This is a genomic window from Bradyrhizobium sp. CCGE-LA001 (assembly GCF_000296215.2).
Lineage (GTDB): Bacteria > Pseudomonadota > Alphaproteobacteria > Rhizobiales > Xanthobacteraceae > Bradyrhizobium.
The window spans coordinates 2874732-2899021 of sequence record NZ_CP013949.1 but is presented as its reverse complement, the minus strand read 5'-3'; the positions used below and the strand labels follow the sequence as shown (position 1 = coordinate 2899021).

Here is a 24290-nt window from a genome sequence, read left to right as displayed (position 1 = left end):
TCCATGGGCCAGCGGCCGAGCTTACTGGTTGTGGTTCTTCAGGACCTGGTCGCAGGCCTGGGAGATCTTGGCCCGGTTCTCCTTGAGGCAGGCCAGGATGGTGAAATCGCCCTGGTCGATGACGGGACGGCAGAACTTCTGCACATCGCGGGTGCAGGCCTTCTGCTCGGCGTCCGTGCCGCGCCCCTGCTGGGCGAACGCTGCGGTCGAAAGGGAGGCCGACAGCAGGGTGAGAGCGACGAGAAGCTTACGCATTGTATTCCTTCATTCTGACGGCAGAATCGCACCGATCCCGGGCTGCACAGGGCGGATGGCCGGAACGGATTGTTCTGATGGCAAGTCGCCGCGGGAAGTGCGGCCTCAGAGAAGGCACAAGCACTGGCAAATGCGGCCAAATTGGCGCCGCGCCCGCCGAATCAGGTCTTCCCTGCGCCTTCATTGGCAGATGTAAGAGTTTGATACTACGTCATAATTCATGAGCCTCGCATTTTACTGCATGGCTGTTGCAGAGCTGCATCTCTAAGCCCCGCCCTTCCCGCCCGAAACACACCGAAACACGACAAACCGCCGCGCCTGGGCATGGCGCGAGGCGCCATGAACCGCCGTCTCTGGCCGTCACGCTTTGAACCTGACACAGGCTCGGAGCACTAAACTTTCGATGTGGCGAGACGTTCTCAATCGTGGGCGAACGTCGTTCCAAAACGGGATATTTGAGATGACATTCTTTGGGCGATCTGGACTGGCAATCAAGGCGGCTGGCATCGGCGCTGCGCTGCTCTTTTCGGTTTCTGCAAGCCACGCTCAGTCGTCCGGGCCGTTCGCCGGTTTCGACGGCGCATGGACGGGCACCGGCACGGTGTCGCTGTCCGACGGCTCCACCGAGCGCATCCGCTGCAAGGCGGACTACAAGGTCGCCGGCAGCGGGCTCTCGCTCAAGCAGGCGCTGAATTGCGCCTCCGACAGCTACAAGTTCAATCTCACCAGCGACGTGACCAGCCAGGGCGAACGCATCTCCGGCAATTGGAGCGAAACCAACCGCAACATCTTCGGCAATTTGCAGGGCACCGCCGGCGGCGGCCAGATCGACGTGTTCGTCGAGGCCAACGGCTTTGCCGCCAACCTGTCGCTGCGCACCAACGGCACCAAGCAGACGGTGCAGATCTCCTCCAAGGGCGAGATCCGCGGCGTCAACATCACGATGACGAAGGGCTGAGGCCCTTCACGCTTCGAAACGAATTCAGCCTTCGGTTCTCGCGAGCCGGAGGCTTTTTGCTGACATTGTTACGGACATGGACTCAGTTCGCAGACACCTGCTCAAAGTTGCCGGGCTCTTCGCGGCCAGCCGCGCCTTCGCCAATGATCAGCAGGGAACGACCATGCAGCCTTCACCCGTGAAGCCGCGTCACGTGCTCTGCTTCCTCGGCAAGGACGAAGGCCTGCTGCATCCGCCGAAGGCGGCGGCCAAGACGATCGCGGATTTCAATTTCGAGATCGACCGTACCTATTCGCAAGCCAAGCCCGACCCGCACATGGAGCGCTCGTTCGGTGTGTGCTGGGACCGCGTCTTCCCGAAAGCATGGTCGGAAGCGGACGAAGCGGCCGTGTTCAACCACAAGGCCGTGCTCTACGTGCTGAGCCCGCCCATGGAGCAGCAGAAGACGATCGCCTATTCGGCCGCCGCCTTGCGCATCGTTGAAGAGATGATCGAGGCCGGCGCCACCGCCGTGAAGGGAGAGAGCGCGGGCGTGGCCCATGGCCTCTCGCGATGGATGCAATTGGCCCGCGACTGCAAGGCCGCCGCCAAGACGAATCAGGGCCTCACGGTGACGGCAGCCATGGGCCGGACCTGCCGCCTTGCCTTCGCCAAGCGTCCGCTCGGCGGCGATACCTACAACGAAAGCGTCGGCTTTCACCTGGTCGGACTGCCGGATATCTACGTCGCAAAATCGCGCGGCAGCGACCGCGACGCGGTGAAGTTGATGGACGAGATTGCCGACGCAATGGCCGAGCGCGGCATCGAGGCGACGCTGCGCGACCGCAAGCTCGCGCTGTCGCGGGAGCAGGATTACGCCGAGGGCGACTTCAAGTTCAATCCCTACGGGATCATCCGTATCGGCGCGTGAGCTCAGATCGCCGGCTTGTCGGGGCCCTGCAGCTTCGCGTGCAAATTGATCAGCCACATCGCCGTCGGCCGCAGGATGAAGAGGTCGGCGACGAGGGCCATTACCATCGAGAAGGCGCTGAGCCAGCCGAACAGCCGCAGCGACGGCAGGTCGGAGAACACAGTGACGACGAGGCCGCAGGCCAGCACCACCGTGGTCAGGATCAGCGCGGGGCCGACCAGCACGGTCGCGCGCTCCACCGCCAGTGCCGAGCCGACGCCCGGCTTGTTCTCCAGCCGTAAGCGGTTGAGGAAGTGGATGGTGGCGCTGAGGCCGAGGCCGAACGAGACGGTGAGCGCGACGACGCTGGCAAATTGTAGCCCCTCGCCCATCGCCCACAGCACCGTTCCCGACATCACCACGGGAAAGATGCCCGGCAGGATGCAGGCGAGCGTCACCACCCAGGAGCGGAAGGCGAGGCCAATGAAGATCGCGACCAGCGCGAATTCGATCGTGAGGCCGTGGTTCAGCTTCTCGATCATGCTGGCCGAGTTGCGCGCGGCGATCGCGGCCAGGCCGGTGACCGCAATCTCATAACCAGGATGCTTCTTGCGGACGGCGTCGAGCTCGCTGTCGAGCTTGTCGACGATCGGCAGCAGCTGGCTGGAATCCTTGTCAGGCACGCGGCCGGCGACCACGACCGCATCCTGCTCGGCGTCGATGAAGCGCCGCACCAGATGCTCGGGGATGACGTTGACATATTCCTTGAGCGTGGCGACGTCGGCGCTGCCGGCCTTCTCAGCGAGCCAGCGGCGCAGGGTCTCGAGCGACCAGACATTGCCGACGCCGGCCGCCTTCTCCACGGTCGCATGCACGTCGGCGATGGTCTGGAGTGTCTCCGGCGAATAGAGCGTCTCACCCTTGGGGAACGCGATCAGGACGTTGACCGGATTGGCGCCGGTCAGCTTGGCGTCGAGCCGGTCGCTGGCGGCGACTGCCTGGCGCTTGTCCGGCACCTGGTCGGCGAGGCGGTAGCGCGGCTCCAGATTGGCGTAGATGACGCCGAGGCCGCCGACGAACAGCACTGCGATCAGGCTGAACAGGCCGGGCCGGCCGACCATGCGCACCGCGATCCAGTAGCAGAAATTGCGCAGCGCCTGGACGCCGGCATCGGCGCCCTGGAACTTGACCGCGAACACCTTCTCATTGCGCACGAGCAGGACGCCGAACACCGGCACCAGCGACAGCACCGCGACCAGCGCGATGATGGTGGCGGCAAGCCCCGCCTCGCCGAACTTGCGGATCAGGTCGGAGTCGGAGAACTGGAGCGCGATGAAGGAAATGCCGGCGGTGCCGTGCGTCAGCACGCAGGCCGGTCCCACCACCAGCACCGCGTTCTTGAACGCGGTGAACTTGTCCTGCCCCGCGATCAGCCGGTCGCGCGCGGCGAAGGTGAGCTGCATCGAGTCCGAGAAGCTGATGACCATGATGAGCGGCGTCATCACGTTCAGGAACATATTGAGATTGAAATTGGCCCAGCCGAGCGCGCCGAGCGCCAACAGGATTGCGATCATCGGCGGGAACGCCGCCGCGACCATGAAGGATATCTTGCGGAAGAAGATGATGGCGATGATGCAGCCGGCGAGGATGCCGAGGATGTTGTAGGTGAGCCCGTCGCGCTCGACCGCGTTGCGGATCTCGAGCTGCATCACCGGCACGCCGGAGAGCTGCACGTTGAGCCCGGTGTCGCTCAGATCCTCCTTCATCAGCGCCCGGATGTCGCCGACGGTCTTGGTCAGCTTGTTGGAGCCGACCACCTCCGGATCGAGCGAGAGCACGATCAGGGCAAGCGTGCCGTCCTCCGAGAGCAGCTTGCCCCGGATGATCTCGTTGTTCTTGACGGTCTCGATGAACTTGTCATAGGCCGCGCCCTCGGGCAGCTCGGCCGGGAACAGCGCCGCCGGCAGCTTGCCGGGGGCCGGCGCCTGGCGCGCCGAGAATAGCGAGACCAGTCCGCGCGTGCCTTCGACCAGTTGCAGGTCGGTGACGAAGTCGCGCAGCTTCTCCAGGTTGTTCCGCGCCAGCAGGGTCTTGCCCTCGACCACGACGAGGACGTCGAACTCCTCGGCCGGGAACTTCTTGGTTACCTCTTCGTACTGGCGGAATTCGCGGGTATCGGAGCGGAACAGCTGTGACAGCGAATCATCGATCTTGATCCGGTAGATGCCGAATACGGCGCCGACGATCAGCGCGACCAGGACGATGCAGGAGAGGATCGGCGCCCGGACGGCGATCAGCCCAAGCCGCTCCAGCCCGAAGGCGATCGAGGACGTAGGCCCCTGCTCGACCTTGTCGACATGAACCTCATTCTCGCTGTGCTTTTCGAGCATGCCTTGTCCAGTTCCTAAATCGGCTCGGTCTGAGAGCTTATTGCGCCCCGCGAACGGCTTGAAAACGCCATACCAATGGGAGGCTTGCCCTTTGAAAATGCGCGGAAAATCGCCGCGAGGGGTTTAGCAGGTCAATCACCCTTCTCGCAAGCAGGCGAAGTGTGGGCAAATCGATCAAGATGCGGCGATTTTGCGTTCTCAGCCAGGTCATTCCCGTGAAGATGTGCCAATTCGACGCGGTGCACGGTCCGCGCTCTCGTCCTTCAGCGCCACGCCGGTCGTCTGCCGCGCGAGGCCCTCACGGATCAGCCAGGCGATCTTGAAGGCCGCCTCGTCATAGCTCAACCCAGCATGGTGGATGTTCGACACGCAATTGCGCTCGGCATCGGTGCGGCCCGGCTGTGGCGCAAAGGTCAGATAGGCGCCGAGACTGTCCGGCGCCGACAGGCCCGGCCGCTCGCCGATCAGCATCAGAGCCATGCGCGCATGGAGAACCGCGCCGATCTCGTCGGCGAGCGCGACGCGCGCGCCCGAGGCGACGACGATCTGGCCGATCGCGACACCATCGTCGGCTGCGAGCAGCGGCATCAGGCGCGTCAGCAGCGCCACCGCATGGGCATGGACCGCGGCAGCCGACAGGCCGTCGCCGATCACGACCGCGAGTTGGCACGGCGCCGAAGCGACCCGAGTCAGCGCGTCGACCGATTCGGCATCGAGCTGCCGTCCCAGATCCGGCCGCCGCAGATAGTCCCCGCGGTCGACCGCCCTGCTTCTCGCCTCGGTGACGACGAGGCCAAGCCCGGCGAGCTCGACGATCAGGCCCGGCGCATCGAAGGCGGCATGCACGGCGTCGCGGGCGCGGGCATGATCCAGCGTGAAGTCGAGCAGCGCACGGGTCGGCAAGCTCGCCCCGCTGCGGCCCAGCGCAACGCGCGCCGGCGTGAACGCCCGCAGGTCGAGGATGGGGCGGCGCAGCGGAGCCGGATCAGACATGTCGCATCATTCGGCGGGAACGGCGGCCTCGCGCAGGCGGATCGAATAGTTCGAGGCATTCTGCTTGCCGCTGGAGGCCGCGCGCGCAAAGGTGATGAGATGGTGCGCGATGAGCGTGCAGCCGATCAGGCCTTCGATGTCACGACGCCTGATGCGCTCCAGCGCGAACGTCCAGAACACGCGCCTGTAGTCGCCGAGCACGCCCACCTTCCAGAAGATGTTGCGCAGCATGACGAGGCCGCGGCGGATGTTGCGCCAGGTCTTCATCTCGTCCGGCACCGGCATCTTCAGGCGGTGCACATAGACGTTGTCGCACTGATACTGGAAGCGCGCGTAGACCTTCTCGGGCGCGTAAGCGACCGCCATGGCGTGCTTCCAGGATGCGATAACCTCGTCGTAGGGCAGCAGGAAGTCGACATTGGAATCGCGTCCGTCGTCCTCGACGAGGCGCCCCTCGCGCTCCAGCCGGTCCCACAGCGGCGTCTTCGGCAGCGCCTGGAGCAGGTTGATGGTCAGCAGCGGAATCCGGGACTCCTCGACGAAGGAGAGCAGCGCCTCTGACGTGTTCGGCTTGTCGGTGTCGAGCCCCATGATGATGCCCGACACGACCTCCATGCCGTAGGAGTTGATGGTGCGCACGCCCTCCAGAATCGGGACCATCATGTTGTGGTCCTTGTGCATCGCCTTCAGCGCATCGGGATCGGGCGTCTCGATGCCACAGAAGATGGTGATGAAATATGCCTCCCGCATCTTCTCGAGGATCTCGGGGCGCTTGGCGATGTTGAGCGTGGCTTCGCAGGCGAGCCGCACGACATAGCCGGTCCGCTTCTGCCATTCGATCAGATGCGGCAGCAGGTCCATTGCGGCCTTGCGGTTGCCGATGAAATTGTCGTCGACGAAATAGACCGTGTCGGTCATGCCGCATTCGCGCAGGCGGTCGAGCTCAGCGATGATCTGCTCCGGCGACTTGATGCGCGGATTGCGCCCGTAGAGGCCGGGGATGTCGCAGAACTCGCATTGGTAGGGACAGCCGCTGGAATATTGGATGCTGCCGAGGAAGTACTTCTTGACGTCGACGAGCTCGTAGGCCGGGATCGGAAACTCCGTCATCGGCACGCGGTCTTTGGTGGTCAGCACCACCTGCTGCTCGGGCCGCGCGGTATCGCGTGAGAGAATGTCGATCAGCTGGTTGGTGGCATCGCCGAGCTCGCCGACATGGAGATAGTCGAACGACGGATAGTAGTCCGGGCAGGCGCTGACCGAGGGGCCACCGAGCGCGACAGGCAGATCGAATTCATGGGCGCGGCGGCAGATGTCGTTCATCTGCTGGCGCTGGATGTGCATGCCGCTGACGAAGACTGCTTCCGCCCATTCGAACTCCTCCTTCGTGGTCGGGCGCAGATTCTCGTCGACGAATTTGACCTGCCACTCTCTCGGAAGGTAGGCGGAGATCAGCAGCAGCCCCTGCGGCGGCATGAAGGCCCGAACACCATCCGTCAGCGGATAGGAATGCTCGAACGTCCCGAATGATGATGTATAGCGCGGAAACACACAGAGAATCCGCCGGGACGTACCGTTACTTTCAGCTCGCATCAAAGCTCCCCCGCCACGCTCGACCGAATGGTGCGGAAATTGCCAGCCCGACACATAGCGTAATGCTGTCGCCGGAATTTCTCAATATTGTGGCACAAGCATAATTCCAAGGGGGACCAATGGTTTCCTGAAGGCAGCAGCTTCCGTCGCATCATGCGATCAGCCGCGCGGCAAAATCGGGCAACAGGCCTGCATCGCCGGCAATGCGGAAATCGGCACCCGCAATGCCCGCCTGCACCAGCCAGTCGTCGAATTCCGGCGCGCGGCGGAGGGAGAAGACGTCCCGGACATAGAGCGCGTCGTGAAAAGACGTCGACTGGTAGTTCAGCATGACGTCGTCGGCGCCGGGGACGCCCATGATGAAGGTGACGCCGGCGGCGGCGAGCAGCGTCAGCAGATTGTCCATGTCGTCCTGGTCAGCCTCGGCATGGTTGGTGTAGCAGATGTCCACCCCGAGCGGCAGGCCGAGCAGTTTGCCGCAGAAATGATCCTCCAGCCCGGCCCGGATGATCTCCTTGCCGTCATAGAGATATTCCGGGCCGATGAAGCCGACGACGCTGTTGACCAAAAGCGGGGCAAAGGCCCGGGCGACCGCGTAGGCGCGCGCCTCGCAGGTCTGCTGGTCGACGCCGTGATGGGCACCCGCCGACAACGCCGAGCCCTGCCCGGTCTCGAAATACATCACGTTCTGCCCGACGCTGCCGCGTCCCAGCGACAGCCCGGCTTCATGCGCTTCCTTCAAAAGCGCGAGGTCGACGCCGAAGCTGCGGTTGGCGGCCTCGGTGCCGGCGACCGACTGGAAGACGAGGTCGACCGGCACGCCCTGCCCGATCAGCGACAAGGTCGTCGTGACATGGGTCAGCACGCAGCCCTGCGCCGGGATGTTCAGCCGCCCGATGATCTCGTCGAGCAGCCGCAGCAATTGCCCGATGATTGCGGGATCGTCGCTTGCGGGATTGATGCCGATACAGGCGTCGCCGGCGCCCAGCAGGATGCCGTCGAGGATCGAGGCGGTGATGCCCCGGGCATCGTCGAAGGGATGGTTGGGCTGCAGGCGTGTGCTCAGCCGCCCCTTCAGCCCGATGGTGTTGCGGAAGGCGGTGGTGACCTCGCATTTGCGCGCCGCCAGAATCAGGTCCTGGTTGCGCATCAGCTTCGCGACCGCGGCTGCCATTTCCGGGGTGAGGCCGGGCGAGAGCTTCTTCAGCGCGTCGGGCGTCGCGGCATCCGACAACAGCCAGTCGCGGAAGGCGCCGACCGTGAGCGAGGCCACCGGCGCAAATGCCTTGGCGTCGTGGCTGTCGATGACGAGGCGGGTGACCTCGTCGATCTCATAGGGAATGACCGCTTCCTGGAGGAACCGGCCGAGCGGGACATCGGCGAGTGCCATCCGCGCCGCGATCATCTGCTCGGCGCTGGCGGCGGCGATCCCGGCCAGCCGGTCGCCAGAGCGTGGCGGCGTCGCCTTGGCAAGGAGGTCGCGCAAATCCAGGAACGCATAGCTCGTGGCGTCGATGGTGTGGCGATAGACCAAGAGCCTCTCCGGGGTTCGTCGGCCAACGGCCGAGTCCAGCGCGATCTCAAGACTATACCTTCAGATCAAGACGCTGAAATATCTTACCTTTCTTTCGACTAAGGGCGAAGGACCAAACCGTGCCCGTTAACGGCGCATCCATCTTCGTTCTGCATGATTTTGCATCGATTTGTACCAACTGCTCACCGGCCGCTCCAGGCCATCTCGGGCTCCTTGAACACCATGCCATCTGACCGATCCGGGAATGCCGCTGGCCTCGCCGGCCGCTTCACGCTTGCGACCAAGCTCTATGCAATCTTCGCGCTGTTCGCGCTGCTCACGGCGGCGATCGCGATGCTGTCCGACTACAACAGCCGCCGCAACGCCGATTTGATCAGCGCGACCGAGACGGCGAATGCCGCCGCGCTGAACGTCGAGCGGGTCAACTCGCTGGTCTATGCGGTCGTGATGGAATCGCGCGGCATTTACATGTCGACCGAGCCGGCCGTGGTGAAGAAATATGGCGAGGGCCTTCTCAAGTTCAACGCGCAGATCCTCGATGTCGTCAAGCGCTGGGAGACCATCGTCAAGGCCGATGACGCCGAGCAGTTCGCCACGTTCAAGAAGCGCATCGAGCAGTTCGTCGAATTCCGCAAGGAGCTGGTGCGTCGCGGCATCGAAATCAACGCGGCCGCGGGGCGCGAATGGGGCGACAACGACGCCAATCGCAGCGTGCGTTCGGCGCTGAACAAGGACCTCGAAGCCCTCTCCAAGGTCTACGCCGAACGCGCCAAGCAGATCGCCCAGCAGACCGAGACCAATCGCACGCTGTCCTTCGTGCTGACCTGCCTCGGCGGCTTGGCGCTCGCCCTGGTCGTGATCGGCATCGTCATCATAGCCCGCTCGATCGCTCGGCCGCTCTCCGCCATCACCGCGACCATCAAGCAGGTCGCCGACGGCACCGAGGACGTCGTGGTGCCCTATAGCCGCCGCGCCGACGAGATTGGCGCGCTGGCGCGCGCGATCGAGGTGTTCCAGGAGGCGATGGGCCGCAACCGCAATCTCGCCTCGCAGGTCTCGAACGATTCCGCCGCGCGCGAGGAGCGCGCCCGCCATATCGAAACATCCGTCGAAGCCTTCCGCGAGGCGATCGGCGCCATCATGCGCGGCCTCAGCGAGAACGCTTCCACCATGCGCGAGACCGCGCAGACCATCACGCGCGTCACGGCTGATGCGAACAATCGCGCCGGCATGGCGGCGAACGCCACCGAGCAGGCCTCGCACAACGTCACCGCGGTGGCGGGTGCGGCCGAGGAGCTGTCCGCCTCAGTCGAAGAGATCGGCCGCCAGGTGCGACAGAGCGCCGGTGCCGTCGAGCAGACCGGCCAGCGGACCGAGAAGTCGATCTCCGAGATCGAGAGCCTCGCCGCGGCGACACAACGCATCGATGGCGTGCTCAACCTGATCCAGGCGATCGCCGAGCAGACCAATCTGCTCGCGCTCAACGCCACCATCGAAGCCGCGCGCGCCGGAGACGCCGGCCGCGGCTTTGCCGTCGTCGCCCATGAGGTGAAGGCGCTGGCGGGCCAGACCGCCAAGGCCACCGCCGAGATCGGCGAGAACGTCTCGATGATCCAGGCATCGACCCGCAACGCGGTCGACGCCGTCCGCGAGATCGGCGGGGCGGTGCGCGAGATCAACGAGGTCACCTCGGCTATTGCCGGCGCCATCGGCCAGCAGGACCAGGCGACGCGCGAGATCTCCTCCAACGCGCAAAGCGCCGCGCAAGGCAACGAGACCCTGGTCGCCAACATCACCTCGCTGCGCGACGCCATCGGCGAGACCGACACCGCGGCATCCTCCGTGCTGACGGCTGCGAGCAGCCTGACGGAGACGGCGGACACGCTCTCGCGCGAGGTGGAGAAGTTCTTCCAGAACCTGCGCGCAGGGTCGGGGGACGGCCGCATCGCCAGCGCCGGGTGACGGCGCGAACGCCGTCGAGGAACGGGCGGCGAAGGCGTTCAAACCAAAACCCTGAAAACAACCCCATGCACAGTAGGCGGGGTGAGGTTTTTCAATGACTTGGTGCGAAAAGCGAAAGCACTGCTGATTTTGCGAATTCTACTTGAGGCGTCGGGCAAAGCACTGGCATGACAGCATCATGACGGCTGGAGGCTGCTCCCCGCCTTCCTGCGCTTGCGCCGACAAAATGGATCATCGCTCCGGCCGCGATTGGTCGAAGAATATCCGAACGCGGCCGACGTCCTCAGCCTCACGATACCGACGCAACTCCATATCGAGCTCTGGATCTGCTTTGGCCCAAGCCAGCCAATCGAACGGGACCTTCCCCTGCAGATAGGAATCCACGAGAATCACGTCCGGGCGACCGTTTCGCAGGTCTGCCAGCAGCTGCCGCCGCTCGAAGTGTATGATGCCGTCGAGTTTTGCTCGCTCTGCCTGGCTAGGCTGTGAGCTATTCTGGACCAGAATTGCGCCGGCCGTCAGCAACTGGCCACACGAACTACCCACCCAGGTCCCACCAATCTGGCGAACAAGCGGATGGCCCAGCGCGACGTGATCGCCGATCGTGAGCAGCTTCGGATGCTTTGCTAGTGCGTTGATCCGCTGCTCCAGCGGCGGAAAGTCACGGACCGACAAGGACAACCAGAACCCGATCAGCACAACGCTGACGAAGCCGCCGATCCTGACCAGCCTTGGCAGCGCCCCCGTGCGAACGTGCAGCAGCGGTGCGGCAATCGCAAACATGCACAGCGGGTACAGCGTGTATGTCCAGCCCTTGCCTTGAATAAGGAAACTCGCGGCGCCGCCAATGGCTGCTGCCAGCCACGGGGTTGCTTCGCTCTCCAGTCTGAGACCCTGCGAAGTCACTCGGCGGAGAAACACAATCGAAGCAGTGATTATGAGGATCGGGAAAGGAAGCAGGTACGCCAAATCCCTCCGCATCGGGAGATAGGTGGCAGCAACCATCGGTGCATAGGTCAACAAGTAGTCGGGAAAGGCGATCACGACGACGGCCCCGTAACCGATCGCGACGGCGGCGGCTGCACACGCCTCCGGGGTGAACAAGGGCCTGAGGGAACGCTGGCGGATGGCGCCAAGGATGATCGGCAGGCCTGCCACGAGCCCAAGCTGGGGCTTGATGCTGATGGCCAGCCCGGCGCCCAGTCCTGCCAGAATCGCGGCCAGTCCGGGGGAAAGCCTACGCCAGCGTATCGCAGTGACGGCGACAAACGGCGTCATCGCGATGACGGCTATATGCTCGCGTTGCCCGAATACGGCGCCAGGGAGGACGGCGAGCAGGAAGGCGAGCACGCACGTCCAGATATTTCGCTCTCTAGCATCGAGCTTTGCCGCCGCAGCGGCGCGATCGATCACGACAAGCGAGCCAATGATCTCGATGATCACCAGGACGATCACGATGATCTCAGGCGCGATTCCGGTCCATCGCGCAAGCTGCGCCGCCGGCATGTACAGGTAGATCGATAACGGCGGATTGAGTTCGAAGAGGTCGACCCCCAATTGCCGGCCATCCAGAATCTGCTCTCCTTCAGAAAGCAGGCAGCTCAAATCGGTGTTGAGAACGACGGGCATTTGCACGAACAGGGCCGTCAGCAGGATCGCGGCCACGATGATCCAACGCTGATTCATGCGATAGCTGCTTCCAGGCATACTCTAGAGGCTTCGCGCGAACCGGTGTCCACTTCGCTCGGAAACGCTCCGGGGGATCACGGCATCTTCCGACTTGGCAAATCTGCTCTCGTTGGGCGGAAGCGGCCTGCTCTCTTCTTGCGTGACTGCGCAAAAGTGCAGGCAGCGCCATTCTCAATCGGCAGTCGTTACTATTGTGCTACAATGACCTAAAACTATACGACTTCGTGGCCGGAGCGCGGAGTTGCCATTCCCCGGCGGCGTGGGACGTCCTACCCCATCACCGCGCCGCGCTTGATCAGCGCTTATCCTCGCGGCGAGGTGCACCCTGGTCCGGCTCGTCGCCGATGCGGAACGTGATGCAGGGCGAAAGATGCGCTCATTGCACTTTCGCGGCGGCTTCACGCGCAACGCGGCAAAAGAGGTTCACGGTTGGGCTGATATGACGGTGCTTCAGCCGCACCAGACCAACCGGGCGGCGTGTCGTCGGCATGCGAATGCGCAGCGGGGCCAATGTCGCATGTGGCGCTGGATAGCGAAGCGTGGCGCGGGGCAGGATTGCCAGAAAAGGACCGGCCGCTAGCAGATTGATCTGCATCGCATACGATCCGCAGGTCACCGTAGCGGCCGGCACATCCAACCCTTCGTTGCGAAAGGCCTCCTCGATGAAGGGGCGCAGGAACGACATTGCGGGCGGACCCAACAACCATTTCTCGTTCGTCAGGCTTCGCAGCGTGAGATGCCTGCGGCGCATCAGCGGATTGTGCTTCCCCGCGATCACGGCGAGTTCGTCTTCGAACAACGGCTCGCCGACCAAGTCCAGATAACGGTCAAAATCTGCTGCCATTCGCGTGACGGCAATGTCGATCTCGCGGTGACGCAACTTTTCATGCAGGGCGAGCGTATCGGCCGCGCTGACCACAAACCTGATTCTTCCATGCATCTCCGAGATGTTCTGGATGATCGTCGCGGTCAGCGCCGCCATGGGCTCCGTCGTGCCAATACGAATCTCGCCCTGGGTCGGGTCGGCAAGAAACGCCAGTTCGCCAAGTCCCTGCTTGAGTTCGTCGGTGACGGCCGTGGTCCGACGGCGCAACGCATGGCCGAATCTCGTCAGTTCGACGCCGGTCGAGGTCCGATCGAACAGGGGCACGCCGAGCAGATGCTCCATGTCGGCAACGACGCGGGATACGGCCGGCTGTGACATGCCGAGCCGTGGGGCAGCCTTCGCCATGCTCCCCGCTTCGGCCACGGCATCCAGAACGTGAAGATCGCGGAGCTTCAAGCGCCGCAGGCGCAGATCGTCCATTCCCGCCTCTATCCAAGTTCCTGATATGCATATCCGATATTCGAGCTTCCCGGTATACCCCGAAGCCGCGATGCTGAGGGTCACTCGAAGAGGAGGCCAACATGCGGTTCACCCGGATTGCCTTCGCGATCGCCGGTTTCACCATGCTTACACTGGCGTCTCCTCTGGGGGCGCAGACGCGCACCGCGCCCCTTCGCATCATCTATCCGTTTCCCGGCGGAGGCTCCGGCGATACATTGACCCGGCTGATTGCAGAACGACTGGGCACGGCGCTGGAGCGCCCGGTGATGGTCGAGCCGCGTGTGGGAGCTGCCGGCCGCCTCGGCGTCCAGACCGTCAAGACGGCCGAGCCGGACGGCAACACTTTGCTCGCCACTCCGATCGCGCCGATGGTGGTTTATCAAAGCGTCTATCCCGCGCTCGACTACGATCCGATCAAGGATTTCGCGCCGGTGTCGCAGGTTGCCACGTTCGAGTTCGGCGTCTGCATTGACCCGAAGATTCCCGCCGGCAATCTATCCGAGTTGGTAGCATGGCTGAAAGCGAACCCAGACAAGGCCAACTTCGGCACGCCGGGCGCAGGTACGCTTCCCCATTTCTTCGGGCTGATGTTCGCAAAGGCCGCCGGCGTGCCGTTGCAGCATATCGCCTACAAGGGCGGCGTGCTCGCTCTGACGGACCTGATGGGAAGCCAAATTCCCATCGTCATGCTGTCCACCAACGAACTCACGGAGTTGCACAAAGCGGGCCGGATACGCGTGCTGGCGACCTCCGGCGCCCAGCGGTCGACGTTCCTGCCCGACATTCCGACCTTCAAGGAAAGCGGATACGATATCGAAGGCGGCGGCTGGTGGGGCTTCTTCGCACCTGCCCGCACTCCGGCCACTGCCATAGCCAAACTGAGCAGCGCGATCGCGAAGATCATCCAGGATGACGAGATCAAGGGACGGATTGCGCAAATTGGACTGAAGCCGACCGGTACATCTCCTGAGGATTTTGCTCGCATCCAGCGTGAAGACATCGAACGTTGGGCCATTCCGATCAAGGCATCCGGTTTCACGGCGGAGCAGTGAGAATGGACACGCCATTCAGGGTGACGCTGCTGGGCAGCGGCATGCCCTCACCCGACCCGCTCAGATTTGGACCTGCGACCTTGATCGAAGCCGGTTCACAGAAGATCATGGTCGATGCCGGCCGCGGCGCGACGATGCGCCTGTTCCAACTCGGAATTCCGATCGGCAGCATCGACCTGCTGCTGCTCACTCATTTCCACTCCGACCACGTGGTCGGCCTTCCCGATATCTGGTTGACGGGCTGGCTCGGCGGCAAATTCGGGCGGCGAAGCCTGCCGATGCGCGTTCTCGGGCCTCCGGGCACCGTTCATCTGACGCATCATCTCGAAAAAGCATTCGGTGCCGATATCGCCATCCGCATGGCCGATGAACATCTTCCGCCGCAGGGCGCGCGCATCGATGCTGCCGAATTCGAACGCGACGGCGTCATCCACGATCGAGAAGGCCTCCGCATCACCTGCTTCGAGGTCGATCACGGCGACAAGATCAAGCCTGCCTTCGGCTATCGCTTCGACTATCGCGGCAAATCCGCGGTACTGTCCGGTGATACCCGTTATTGCGAGAACCTGATCGCTCATGCCGATCGCGTCGATCTCCTCGTCCATGAGGTCGCCATGGTCAGGCCCGCGTCGATGGAGATCGAACGGATCCGCCGAGTCATCGGGCATCACTCGACGCCGGCGGATGCGGCGCGGGTCTTCGCGAAATGCGCGCCGAAACTTGCCGTCTACAATCACCTCGTGCTGATCGACGACGGGGAGAGCGGGCCTCCGACGGCGCAGGACCTCATTGACGCAACCCGGCAAGACTACGATGGCGCCTTCGTCGTCGGCGAAGATCTCATGGCATTCTGCCCGTGAGCTTGGACAGCCACACTCGGCAACCTTTACCCATCACCCCGCCCCGCTTGACCAGCTCTTTCCCGACCGCGGCGAGGTGCACCTGGTCCGGACCGTCGCCGATGCGGATGAAGCGGGCGTAGACGTAGGCTCGGGCGAGGAAGGTGTCCTGCGAGACGCCGGCGGCGCCGTGGATCTGGATGGCGCGGTCGATGACACGGGCGGCCATGCTGGGCACCACGATCTTGGCCGCGGCGATCAGGTCGCGCATCGCCAGAAATCGCTGCCCGTTCCGCTCACCGTGGAAGCCGGGCCGCTGCCTGCTCGACGAACTCGCGACTGGACAGGGGTTGACGGGACCGCGCGAATACGAAGCGGGATGTCGCCGGTATGCCCGCTTCGGCTCTGCCGTCCTGCCCGATCAGGATCAATCCAGCTCCGCCATTTGCCACGTTCAGAATGACCGGCTCGCCACTCCACGTCTTGATCGGCTCCATTCCGATGACGAGAAATTCACCCATCGGCTGGTCGAGATATTGGATCCGCAATTGTGGACCGACTTCTGCCGCAACGAGTTCAAACCCGAATTCCCGAGCGCGCGCGTAAACGTCGGCCAAGGTCGTCGTGTCGGACGCAAACCCAAGCTGGGCCGGCGATACGACAACAAGCTCCACGTCTTTCTTTTGAGGGCTGACGGTGAATGCCGGTCGAGCGAGGATTTCAGCGGCCTGCCCACCGACATTGCAGCCCATTCCATGCAGCGCATTGCGCAGCCTGATCGGGTCGGCAAAGCTGCCGATTGCGATCGTCCTCCAGGTCGCAACATCGCGGGCCGACTTGATGGGCTGGGGCGCTTGCGCCGAAGGTGACTTGAACGTCAGTTGATTCTGCCGAACATCGCGAGCGGCGCATTGAGCCGACGCGGTGCGCGCCAACTGAACGAGGCAAGCCGCACATAGCAGGGAAAGCATGAGGCAGCGGCTGACGCGACTCGTATTCGAATGATCAGCGCATGCCTTGGAATTGGCTCGGCTTCTCGAAATAAACATGGCGAAATCGCTTTTTCAATAGCACTGAAAAAAGCCCGCCTCCGAGCCAATGGAGAGCACGAGGAAAATGAACATTCCCCGCCGACGATGAAATGCGCCGGAAGAAGGCTCGATGTACTCAAATATTGCAGTTTCCAAATGGCAGACGGCAGTTCGTAAGCCAATCACCCGCCTCATCAGACCGTAAAGGAATGATGTCGCTGAACGATATCACCGCAGTCAGATCGGCTCAACACCGAATGGCAACGTGCGATACACACTCAGTTGATACACACTTTTTTGATGAGTCTGCCGCGGGGAGGGTCGGGATTGGCAGACTCAGCGATCGTGATACGATCCCCGATGTTGAAGTGCCGTCGTCAACAAGACGATAAGGCAGTGACCATGTCATTCCGCTTTCCCTGGCCCACGTCCGAGACCGACACGTTCGCCACCAAATATGCCGACGTGCTGATTTTGGTCGGTCGCATCCTGCTTGCCTGGGTCTTCGTCGGAAGCGCATACGCCGCGCTCACCAATTTCAGTGGCTCAGTCGCCTATTTTCGGTCGCTGAACCTTCCCGCGCCCCAATTGTTCACGGCGGCCACCGTCGCGGTGGAGATATTGATGTCGGCTTGTCTGGTCCTCGGCGTTGCCACGCGCTACTGCGCGGTCCTGGTTTTTCTGTTCGTATTCTCGGCGACCGCGATCGGACATCGTTACTGGGAATACCCCGCCGGTGCGCAGCAGATCGGGCAGTACAATCATTTCCTGAAGAACATCTCCATCATGGGAGGCGCTCTGTTGATCTTTGTCACCGGAGCGGGCCGGTTCTCCCTCGACCGGAGGATGGCAGGTCAAAAGCGCGATGAGATTTGAGTGAATCGTCATCGCGCTTTGGGTTGTTGTTTACGCATGATCTTTCCGGAAAACCGCTTCGCATTTTTCCGGATCATGCTTTATCAGCATCGGTCATTTCAGCCTCTTCCGCAGCGTGCAGCCGCGCGTGCGGCCGCACGATAGAGCGGCTCAATTCGTTCGACATGGCCAAGTCGACGCGCAGCTCCGCCAGCTTGCCCGACGTCGCTGCGCCGCCCTCGTCACGGCATCACTTCGCTCTCAGCCTGAACGCAACCTCGAGCAGATGACCGAGGCGTTTCGAGAGAGGCTTCAAGCGCTCACTCATGATACTGAAGAGAAGCATCAGCCACGTAGCCATCGCGGCACACCACAACAGGCTTTCCAAAGTCTCGGGCATAAAGACCCCCTTTGAAACAACTACTTGAAATAGAGGCAGTGTCGCCGAACCAAACCGGCGCGGCAAGGCCTCCAAAAAGTGGCAAGTCGCAGAATCACTCGGAACAGCGGTCGATGAGTGTTCGCCAAGCCCCGCTATTCGAGGTGCGCGCTGCAAGGCATGAACCAGTGGCAGTTCGCTACCGTTCCCAGCAACTCGGCGAGGTTCTGATGTGCCACGGTCACGTGGCAGTTGGGTCAGAAGCCCAGCCTGAAATCATTCGCACCGGTGTACCTGACCGCGACAGGTCTGGATCGCCCACCGCTACCGACATGCTGCAAGCACCGCTGCCAACTGACACGCAGGGGCAATAATGCCTACTCGATCACTACATCGGCCCGCGTCAGCAGAGTCGGCGGCATGTTGATGTCGAGTGCTTTGGCGGTCTGGAGGTTTACAACAAGTTCGTACTTGGTCGGCCGCTCGACCGGCAGGTCGCCGGGCTTCGTGCCTTTCAGAATCTTGTCGACAAGCGTCGCAGACCGGCGAAACTGATCTGGCAAGTCGGTCCCGTAGCTCAAGAGGAAGCCTGCGTCCGCGTATTCTCTCACCGCAGAGATTGCAGGCAGCCGATTTATGACGGCCATGACGCCAATCAGGCCGCGGTGGTTGAACAGCACTCCATCGCTCAGCACGACGAGCACCTGCGCGCGTTCCCTCACCATTGTCGCGAACGCTTGTTGAAGCATATCCGGGCCGCGCGCCTCGGCCGGGACAAGCGTCAACCCCAGCGCCTTAGCAGCTTCCCGCAGCGATGCCAGCCGGTCCTGATTGGGCGCGAAGTCCGGATTCCACAGGACGCCCACACGCGAGAGGTTCGGTAGAGTATCATTCAGAAATTCAAGCCGCTTGCCGTTGATCTCATCGCCAGGCTCCGAGCTGAACCCGGTGACATTGCCACCCGGGCGCGCCAGACTAGCGACAAGTCCAGCACTGACCGGCTCAGCACTGTTGGCCATCACGATCGGGATCGTCCGTGTCGCCTTCATGGCCGCAACCGTGGTCGCGTTGGTCCCGGACATGATGACGTCCACGCCGAGCCCAGCCACCTCTATGGCAAGTGCCGCCAGCCGTCCCACGTCTCCGTCGGCAAAGCGGTACTCGATGACGACATTCTCGCCAGCGCGGTAACCAAGGCTCCGCAGGCCCGCTTCGAAGGCTCGAACATTACGAAGCGTTTGCTCCCGCGACGCGCTCGCGAGATAGCCTACCTTGTAGCGCGACTTGGGCGGTTGCTGCGCACGCGCCCCAAACGGCCACGTCGCCGCCGCGCCGCCAATCAGCTCCATGAACTCGCGTCGTTTCATTCAGCACCGCGGAGGAAACGCCCGTCCATGTCCAAAGCCTAGCACTTTGCCGCGAGACAGCTAGTGAGAATGGACAACGCATCGAATCTCCGAACCTGCGTCCCCATGTCCAGACGGGCCGAAAACGAAGTGTGCAATTGCTTGCCCGGGACCGATGCATTCCCCTATGCGCACATCCCAGCGCGGGGACAACACCCCTACCCCGCCATCACCCCGCCGCGCCTGATCAGCTCCTTCCCCACCGCGGCGAGGTGCACCTGGTCCGGGCCGTCGCCGATGCGGATGAAGCGGGCGTAGACATAGGCGCGGGCGAGGAAGGTGTCCTGCGAGACGCCGGCGGCGCCGTGGATCTGGATGGCGCGGTCGATGACGCGGGCGGCCATGCTGGGCACCACGATCTTGGCCGCGGCGATCAGGTCGCGCGCGGCCTTGTTGCCCTCACGGTCCATCTTGTCGGCGGCTTGCAGGGTCAGGAGCCGCGCCTGCGCGATCTCGCAGAAGGAGTGCGCGATGTCCTCGCGCACCGAGCCCTGCTCGGCCAGCGGCTTGCCGAACGCAACACGCGAGACCGCGCGCTGGCACATCAATTCCAGCGCGCGCTGGGCACAGCCGATCAGCCGCATGCAGTGATGGATGCGGCCGGGACCGAGCCGCCCCTGCGCGATCTCGAAGCCGCGGCCTTCGCCGAGCAGGATGTTCTCGGCGGGCACGCGGACGTTCTCATAGACGATCTCGGGATGGCCGACAGGGGCGTCGTCATAGCCGTAGGTGAGCATGTCGCGGACGATGCGCACGCCCTGCGTATTCTTGGGCACCAGGATCATGGACTGCTGGCGGTGACGGTCGGGATCATCCGGCGCGGTCTTGCCCATCACGATCAGGATCTCGCAATCCTCGTTCATGGCTCCCGACGTGAACCACTTGCGCCCGTTGATGACGTAGTCGCCGCCGTCGCGCCGGATCTCGCACTGGATGTTGGTGGCATCGCTGGAGGCGACCTGCGGCTCGGTCATCGAGAAGCCGGAGCGGATGCGCCCTTCCAGCAGCGGCTGCAGCCAGCGCTGCTGTTGAGTGGGCGTGCCGTAATTCGCCAGCACCTCCATATTGCCGACGTCGGGCGCCGAGCAGTTGAAGACCTCCGGCGCCCAGAGGATGCGGCCCATGATCTCCTTCACGGGCGCATACTCGAGATTGGTGAGCCCGGGTCCGTGCTCGCCGGAGAGAAACAGGTTCCAGAGCCCCTGCTCCCGCGCCAGCCGCTTCAGGTCCTGAAGGATTTGCGGCGTCTTGTAGCGCGCGGCTTCCGGCTTGACCTGCTCGTAATAGAGATCCTCGACCGGTTCGACATGCGCCCGAATGAACTGGCGGACGCGGTCCTGGAGCTCGAGCGAGCGGGCGGAGTGTTGGAAGTCCATGGTGGTCTCCGGTTCGCGTTGGCTGACTGCACCTCTTCCCTTCTCCCCTTGTGGGAGAAGGTGGCGCGAAGCGCCGGATGAGGGGTCTCTATCGGCGCACTCGAAGCAGCTTGCTTTGCGGAGACATACCCCTCACCCGGCTCGCCGCTTTGCGGCGATCCACCCTCTCCCACAGGGGGAGAGGGTGCACCGTCTCCGCTGCACGTCAGGTCCCGCGCAAGAGCTCACTCGCCACCACCCAGTCGTTGCCGTCGAACTGGAGCATGTAGCCGTCCTTGATCGGGCGGAAATCCTGCGGGGTGGTGTTGAGGGTGATGCCGGGCATCAGCAGCGAGAGCGGCACGTTCTTCATATTCGCCGCCTGCGCCATGATGTTCTCGCGCGTCAGATTGTCTTTGCACTGCTTCAGCAGCACCACCAGCGCCTCGGCGACGGTGTAGCCGTAGAGGCCGGCGACGTTGTTGACGTCGGCATTCGGCAGGCGCTTCTTCATGAAATCGATATAGGCCGTCATCGCCGGATCGTTCTTCGGCTCGGCGACGAACGGCTTGAGCGATCCGAGCGAGAGCACGCCCTTGCCGGCATCAAGGCCCGCCGGCACCATCACCGTCGCCTTGTTGGCGCAGCCGCTAGCCAGGAAGCGCGTCGGCTGCCAGCCGACCTCATGGGCCTTGCGGATCGCCTGCGCGCAGGCGCGCGGGGTCACCGAGTAGATCATGAAGACGTCGGCCTTCGTGTTGGCGAGCGTCAGCACCTGGGAATCGACGGTGGGATCGGCGACCTCGAAGCTCGATGCCATCGCGATCGCCTTGTCGGCGTCGGCGCCGAGCGCCTCCTTGACGCCGCGCAGATATTCCTTGCCGGCATCGTCGTTCTGGTAGAGCACCGCAAAACGCGCATTGGGGTTCTTGGCCCGGGCATAGGCGACGTCGATCGCCGCCTCGCTGGTGTAGTTCGGGGCCCAGGGCAGCGCCATCGACCACGGCATATTGGCGGGATCGTTCCATTTCGAGGCCGAGCTGATCAGGAACAGCTGCGGCACCTTGTTGCTGTTGAGGTACTTCGCGATCGCCGAGCTCGGCGCGGTGCCCATGGTCGCGAAGATGAAGGCGACGCCGTCACCTTCGACCAGCCGCCGTGCCGCCTCCATGGTCTTGGGCGGCGAGAAAGCGTCGTCCAGCGAAAGCAGATTAAGCTTGCGGCCGTTGACGCCGCCCTTCTCGTTGACCTCGTCGAAATAGGCCGCGATCACCCGGCCGGTGATGCTGAGCGGCGAAGCCGGGCCACTATAGGGCATGGTATTGCCGATCTTGATCTCGGTGTCGCTGACGCCGGGACCGTAGGACTTTTGTGCGGCGGCGGGCGTGGACAGGCAGGCGGCAGCGAGCGCTGCGGCCAGGACCAAAGCGGCTTTCATGGTTTCTCCCCGTGATCATCGCCGCACGAGACGATCACGCGGCGTGCTGCTTTTTGTCAGCGCGTCAGCTCACCGGAGTTCCACCAGTCGGTCTTGCGTCGAGTTGCTGATGGCTTTGACTAGCCGCGCCGCTTCAAAGCAAAACCCAGGCTGATCCAGCCGGCGCCGGCCATGATCAGGTCGATGCCGAGAAACAGTCCGAGGATGTAGACACTGTTCACCGGCCAGCGAGCTACGATCAAGAGACCGAGCAGCAGCGTGACTGCGCCCGAGAGCGCGACCCACACCCACGGACTTTCCCGCTTCATGCTGAAGGCGAGAAACAGCCTGACGGCGCCAGAGGCAATCAGCGATGCGCCCAGAAAGAGCGTCAGCAGGACTGCCGCGAACAACGGGTTCGCAAAGGTCAGGAAGCCGGCGACCACGTAGAGCACGCCGAGCAAGGCCCAGATCAGGAACTTGCCCCAGCTCTTCATCTGGAACGCACCGATGATCTCGGCCGCGCCGGCGACGATCATCATGGCACCGACCACGATCACGCTCGCCACCGTCGCCATCGCGACGCTGCCGAACGCGACAAAGCCGGCGATGAGATAAACGACACCGAGCGCGACGATCCAGCCCCATTTGGCATGCAGCGTCGCGATGCCCGAGCCCAGGCCAAGACGCTGAGACGTATCCGAAGCACTTGTCATGACGCCACTCCTGCTGCGAAGCCCGGAGGCACAATCCAGGATAGCACGGGCCGTACCGGGACGATAGGCAGCAGAGCAGCCCCACCAGCAGCAACATTGACCCAAATCAAGATCGAATGGGGTGTCAGGCCCCCGACCGCTCCATCTCGAGCTCAGCCTTCAGGTTGTCGAGATCGCGATAGATGGAGGCAACCGCCAGTACGCGTCCGGCCTTGCGGTATTTCAACAGGCAGTCCTTGCCGGAGATGCTGCCGTCGATCGCGACGTCGTCAAAGCTCTCGGCGTGGCCGACATAGTTGATTGGTACGTCATAATGCTGCGACCAGAAGAACGGCACCGCGTCGAAGCGTTCGCGCCTGCCGATCATGTTGCGTGCCGCGGTCTGACCCTGCCGCTCCGCCACGACCCAGTGCTCGACACGGATGGTTTGTCGCGAATGCGGATCGGGCCAGCGCGCGATGTCCCCGGCGGCGAAGATGCCGGATATGCTGGTCTCCAGATACTCGGTTACGCTGACGCCACGATCGGCTGCGAGCCCCGCCTGCTCGGCGAGCGCAAGGCGCGGCTTGACGCCGATGCCGACCACGACGATGTCAGCCTCGATCACCGCGCCGCTCTTCAGCGTCGCCCGCATGCCGTCGAGTCTTTCCACCGTGTCCTTCAAGTGAAAGACAACGCCGTTCTCTTCATGCAGCGACCGGACGAAATCGCCCATCTCGGGGCCGAGCACCTTCTGCATCGGTCGCTCCTCGGGCGCGACCACGTGGACCTGCAGCTTGCGCGCCCGCAAGGACGCCGCGACTTCCAGGCCGATGAAACTGGCGCCGATCACCAGGGCGCGCTTCGCACTGCTCGCGGCCTTGATGATGGCGCGGCTGTCGGCGACGGACCGCAAGGAGTGGACATGCGGCTGGTCCGCGCCCGGAATCTGCAGTTTGACCGGCTCGGCGCCGGTCGCAAGCAGCAGCCGATCGAATGGCAGTCTGTCGCCATTGCCCAGCGTGACGCTTCGCCCCTTCGGGTCGATCGCGGAGACGGCTACGTTCAGCCTGAGATCGATGTCTGCATCCTGATAATAGTCCTCGCCGCGCAGCGGCAGCCAATCCTCCGGCGCATTGCCGGCGAGGTAATCCTTGGAGAGGTTCGGCCGATCGACCGGCATCGCGCCGTCATTGCTGAGCATGGTGATGGCCCCGGCGAAGCCCTCGCGCCGGAGCGTCTCGGCCGCCGCGAAACCGGCTGCGCCGCCGCCGACAATGACGAATTTCTCCGGCGTCGGTGCGCTACGATGAGCGGATGTTGGTTTAGGCGCCTCGCGCTTGCGCTGCACGACGATCTTGTCCCGATCGCGCGAGACGTCCCATACCGCCAGCGCATTCAAGGCCGGCGGGCGAGTGGCCTCGCCCGTCCGCAAGGAGAAGCAGGCGTGATGCCAGGGGCAGCGGATGGTGTCGCCGACCACCAGACCTTCGGCGAGCGGGCCGTGGTAATGGCTGCAAGACGGCTCGATCGCGAAGATCTCGTCGCCAACCTGGACCAGGAGAACATTCTCTTCGCCGACATGGCCGAGCAATTTGCCGTCGTTGAACGCGGTCAGCGACACGCCTTTGGTCAGGTCGGGTCCGCTCGGCTTGTTGTCCTCGGCCATGG

General features: G+C 63.4%; 19 protein-coding genes and 1 pseudogene. 6 read left to right on the top strand and 14 right to left on the bottom strand.

Annotated features, from left to right (window positions below; genetic code table 11):
- Positions 1 to 21: 21 nt before the first annotated feature.
- Positions 22 to 255: a hypothetical protein gene (locus BCCGELA001_RS13505; RefSeq protein WP_008553259.1), complete on the bottom strand. Its 234-nt coding sequence runs from the start codon at positions 253 to 255 to the stop codon at positions 22 to 24.
- Positions 256 to 715: 460 nt separating this feature from the next.
- Here BCCGELA001_RS13505 and BCCGELA001_RS13500 point away from each other — a divergent pair, with 460 nt between their 5' ends.
- Both BCCGELA001_RS13500 and BCCGELA001_RS13495 read left to right on the top strand, forming a co-directional pair.
- Positions 716 to 1213: a hypothetical protein gene (locus BCCGELA001_RS13500; RefSeq protein ID WP_008553258.1), complete on the top strand. Its 498-nt coding sequence runs from the start codon at positions 716 to 718 to the stop codon at positions 1211 to 1213.
- Positions 1214 to 1289: 76 nt separating this feature from the next.
- Complete coding sequence (locus BCCGELA001_RS13495) at positions 1290 to 2123, top strand: hypothetical protein (RefSeq protein ID WP_008553255.1); 834 nt, start codon at positions 1290 to 1292, stop codon at positions 2121 to 2123.
- A 2-nt stretch (positions 2124 to 2125) separates the two neighbouring features.
- Here BCCGELA001_RS13495 and BCCGELA001_RS13490 read toward each other — a convergent pair whose 3' ends face one another.
- From BCCGELA001_RS13490 to BCCGELA001_RS13475, 4 genes are all read right to left on the bottom strand, one after another.
- Complete coding sequence (locus tag BCCGELA001_RS13490) at positions 2126 to 4492, bottom strand: efflux RND transporter permease subunit (protein ID WP_060735518.1); 2367 nt, start codon at positions 4490 to 4492, stop codon at positions 2126 to 2128.
- Between the two features lie 207 nt (positions 4493 to 4699).
- Complete coding sequence (eutC, locus tag BCCGELA001_RS13485; protein WP_060735517.1) at positions 4700 to 5485, bottom strand: ethanolamine ammonia-lyase subunit EutC; 786 nt, start codon at positions 5483 to 5485, stop codon at positions 4700 to 4702.
- 6 nt (positions 5486 to 5491) lie between these two features.
- Positions 5492 to 7078, bottom strand: coding sequence for a B12-binding domain-containing radical SAM protein (locus BCCGELA001_RS13480; protein WP_008553235.1), 1587 nt, complete (start codon positions 7076 to 7078; stop codon positions 5492 to 5494).
- Between the two features lie 151 nt (positions 7079 to 7229).
- The gene (locus BCCGELA001_RS13475) at positions 7230 to 8612 is read right to left on the bottom strand and encodes an ethanolamine ammonia-lyase subunit EutB (protein WP_060735516.1); all 1383 of its coding nucleotides are present in this window, start codon (positions 8610 to 8612) and stop codon (positions 7230 to 7232) included.
- A gap of 222 nt (positions 8613 to 8834) precedes the next feature.
- On the opposite strand from BCCGELA001_RS13475, the gene BCCGELA001_RS13470 reads away from it, so the two are divergent.
- A complete protein-coding gene (locus BCCGELA001_RS13470) occupies positions 8835 to 10574 on the top strand; it encodes a methyl-accepting chemotaxis protein (protein WP_060735515.1) in 1740 nt (579 codons plus the stop codon).
- A gap of 231 nt (positions 10575 to 10805) precedes the next feature.
- Here BCCGELA001_RS13470 and BCCGELA001_RS13465 read toward each other — a convergent pair whose 3' ends face one another.
- Both BCCGELA001_RS13465 and BCCGELA001_RS13460 read right to left on the bottom strand, forming a co-directional pair.
- On the bottom strand, positions 10806 to 12260 hold the full coding sequence (locus BCCGELA001_RS13465; protein ID WP_060735514.1) for a hypothetical protein: 1455 nt from the start codon (positions 12258 to 12260) through the stop codon (positions 10806 to 10808).
- A 379-nt stretch (positions 12261 to 12639) separates the two neighbouring features.
- Positions 12640 to 13569 (bottom strand): LysR family transcriptional regulator, encoded by a 930-nt coding sequence (locus BCCGELA001_RS13460; RefSeq protein ID WP_060735513.1) that lies wholly within the window; start codon positions 13567 to 13569, stop codon positions 12640 to 12642.
- Positions 13570 to 13670: 101 nt separating this feature from the next.
- Between BCCGELA001_RS13460 and BCCGELA001_RS13455 the strand changes: the two genes are divergently transcribed.
- Positions 13671 to 14642: a Bug family tripartite tricarboxylate transporter substrate binding protein gene (locus tag BCCGELA001_RS13455; RefSeq protein WP_008553212.1), complete on the top strand. Its 972-nt coding sequence runs from the start codon at positions 13671 to 13673 to the stop codon at positions 14640 to 14642.
- A 2-nt stretch (positions 14643 to 14644) separates the two neighbouring features.
- Complete coding sequence (locus BCCGELA001_RS13450; protein ID WP_008553209.1) at positions 14645 to 15502, top strand: MBL fold metallo-hydrolase; 858 nt, start codon at positions 14645 to 14647, stop codon at positions 15500 to 15502.
- Here the strand turns inward: BCCGELA001_RS13450 and BCCGELA001_RS13445 are convergent.
- Together BCCGELA001_RS13445 and BCCGELA001_RS13440 are read right to left on the bottom strand one after the other, a co-directional pair.
- A pseudogene (locus tag BCCGELA001_RS13445) lies at positions 15483 to 15755 on the bottom strand (acyl-CoA dehydrogenase family protein); the annotation flags it as partial. The gene BCCGELA001_RS13450 and the pseudogene BCCGELA001_RS13445 sit on opposite strands and share 20 nt — an antisense overlap.
- 22 nt (positions 15756 to 15777) lie before the next feature.
- On the bottom strand, positions 15778 to 16452 hold the full coding sequence (locus BCCGELA001_RS13440) for a hypothetical protein (protein ID WP_008553205.1): 675 nt from the start codon (positions 16450 to 16452) through the stop codon (positions 15778 to 15780).
- Positions 16453 to 16839: 387 nt separating this feature from the next.
- On the opposite strand from BCCGELA001_RS13440, the gene BCCGELA001_RS13435 reads away from it, so the two are divergent.
- Positions 16840 to 17388 (top strand): DoxX family protein, encoded by a 549-nt coding sequence (locus BCCGELA001_RS13435; RefSeq protein WP_236840866.1) that lies wholly within the window; start codon positions 16840 to 16842, stop codon positions 17386 to 17388.
- Positions 17389 to 18123: 735 nt separating this feature from the next.
- Here BCCGELA001_RS13435 and BCCGELA001_RS13430 read toward each other — a convergent pair.
- From BCCGELA001_RS13430 to BCCGELA001_RS13410, 5 genes are all read right to left on the bottom strand, one after another.
- Positions 18124 to 19113 (bottom strand): ABC transporter substrate-binding protein, encoded by a 990-nt coding sequence (locus tag BCCGELA001_RS13430; RefSeq protein ID WP_060735511.1) that lies wholly within the window; start codon positions 19111 to 19113, stop codon positions 18124 to 18126.
- A 197-nt stretch (positions 19114 to 19310) separates the two neighbouring features.
- Positions 19311 to 20528 (bottom strand): acyl-CoA dehydrogenase family protein, encoded by a 1218-nt coding sequence (locus BCCGELA001_RS13425; RefSeq protein ID WP_060735510.1) that lies wholly within the window; start codon positions 20526 to 20528, stop codon positions 19311 to 19313.
- A gap of 205 nt (positions 20529 to 20733) precedes the next feature.
- Positions 20734 to 21945, bottom strand: a complete 1212-nt coding sequence (locus BCCGELA001_RS13420) for an ABC transporter substrate-binding protein (protein ID WP_060735509.1) — start codon at positions 21943 to 21945, stop codon at positions 20734 to 20736.
- A 119-nt stretch (positions 21946 to 22064) separates the two neighbouring features.
- On the bottom strand, positions 22065 to 22640 hold the full coding sequence (locus tag BCCGELA001_RS13415; RefSeq protein WP_060735508.1) for an HdeD family acid-resistance protein: 576 nt from the start codon (positions 22638 to 22640) through the stop codon (positions 22065 to 22067).
- A 124-nt stretch (positions 22641 to 22764) separates the two neighbouring features.
- Positions 22765 to 24288 carry an FAD-dependent oxidoreductase gene (locus BCCGELA001_RS13410; protein ID WP_060735507.1) on the bottom strand — a complete coding sequence of 508 codons (1524 nt, stop codon included), beginning with the start codon at positions 24286 to 24288 and terminating at the stop codon, positions 22765 to 22767.
- Positions 24289 to 24290: the final 2 nt, after the last annotated feature.